Consider the following 1,042-nt stretch of genomic DNA (forward strand, 5'->3'; position numbering starts at 1 on the left):
CTTGCGCTTGGACAGCTTGCTCTTGTCCGGGTTGCGCAGCAGCGGCATGTAGCACAGCTGCGGCTGCTCCCAGCCAAAATACTCATAGAGCTTGATCAGCTTGGGCGCTGACGGCAGCCACTCTTCGCCGCGCAGGACGTGGGTGATGCCCATCAGATGGTCGTCGACCACGTTGGCGAGGAAGTAGGTGGGCAGGCCGTCGGCCTTCATCAGCACCTGCATGTCCATGCGATCCCACGGAATCTCCACATCGCCGCGGAGCATGTCCGGCACCACGCAGACGCCCTCGGTCGGCACCTTCATGCGGGTGACATGGGATCGCCGGCGGCGACGCGCGCTGCACCTCATCCTTCGGCAGGTGCATGCAGTGGCCGTCGTAGCGCGGGGTTTCCTTGCGCGCCATCTGCTCGGCGCGAACCGCATCGAGGCGCTCGGGCGTGCAGAAGCAGTGAAGGCATGACCCTTCTCGACCAGTTCGTCCGAATACTTCTTGTAGATGTGTCCGCGCTCGCTCTGCCGGTACGGACCATGGCGGGCCGCCGACGTCCGGGCCCTCGTCCCATTCGATGCCGAGCCAGCGCAGGCGTCGAAAGATCTGCTGCTCGGACTCCCGCGTCGAACGCAGCTGGTCGGTGTCCTCGATGCGCAGGATGAACTGACCGCCATGCTGACGCGCGAAGCACAGTTGAACAGCGCGATGTATGCGGTACCGACGTGCGGGTCGCCCGTCGGCGACGGGGCGATGCGAGTACGAACAGTGGTCATGGAGACTCTCTTGCCAAGCGGAAGTTAAAACGGAAATTCAGGGGCGCGATGTTATCAGGCGGGCCGCCTCCGGCTCCAGTAAACGACCGGTGTCGGCCGGCAGGCGGCTGATCAGGAAATCGAGGAAGGCCTTGACCTTCATCGCCTGGAAACGCCGCGAAGGATAGACCGCGTACAGTTCGCCGACCGGCAGCGGCACGTCCGCCAGCAAACGCACCAGACGCCCGGCTGTGCACGCTCTCCGCGCAGATCAGCGCCGGTAGCGCGGCAATGCCGG

At 64.7% G+C, this 1,042-nt stretch carries 1 protein-coding gene and 1 pseudogene; both read right to left on the reverse strand.

Translation table 11 applies throughout. The features are described from left to right. A partial coding sequence (locus BSK43_RS00025) for a glutamate--tRNA ligase family protein (RefSeq protein ID WP_281406589.1) occupies positions 1–765 on the reverse strand: 765 nt, incomplete at its 3' end. Between the two features lie 37 nt (positions 766–802). Further along, a pseudogene (locus BSK43_RS00030) lies at positions 803–1,000 on the reverse strand (LysR family transcriptional regulator); the annotation flags it as partial. Between the last annotated feature and the right edge of the window lie 42 nt (positions 1,001–1,042).

This window comes from Rhizobium sp. P44RR-XXIV (assembly GCF_001999485.2).
In the GTDB taxonomy this organism is placed as follows: Bacteria; Pseudomonadota; Alphaproteobacteria; order Rhizobiales; family Rhizobiaceae; genus Rhizobium.